Origin of the sequence: Pseudoalteromonas sp. 120-MNA-CIBAN-0494, from assembly GCF_040308885.1 — a bacterium.
GTDB classification, from domain to species: Bacteria; Pseudomonadota; Gammaproteobacteria; order Enterobacterales; family Alteromonadaceae; genus Pseudoalteromonas; species Pseudoalteromonas nigrifaciens.
Window position 1 is genome coordinate 1 of sequence record NZ_JBEOOE010000268.1, and the last position, 209, is coordinate 209.

Here is a 209-nt window from a genome sequence, read left to right on the forward strand (position 1 = left end):
CAACGCGCATGACTCATTACCCAATCTTCAAGTTGCTGACTATACGTTGCTTCAGCATAGGTATAATTTGATGCACCTAGCACAGCAACGAATATCTGAGCAGTGCGCTTTTCTTGTGTCGTCGGACAAGTAATGGTAATTGTGGGGCCACAATAATCCACAAACAGCTTTTCACCCCCTTTATGCTGCTGACGCATTGAGAGTCGCTG

Annotated in this window: 1 pseudogene; it reads right to left on the reverse strand. The window is 45.9% G+C overall.

The features are described from left to right. A pseudogene (locus AAEY55_RS18725) lies at window positions 1-209 on the reverse strand (IS21 family transposase); the annotation flags it as partial.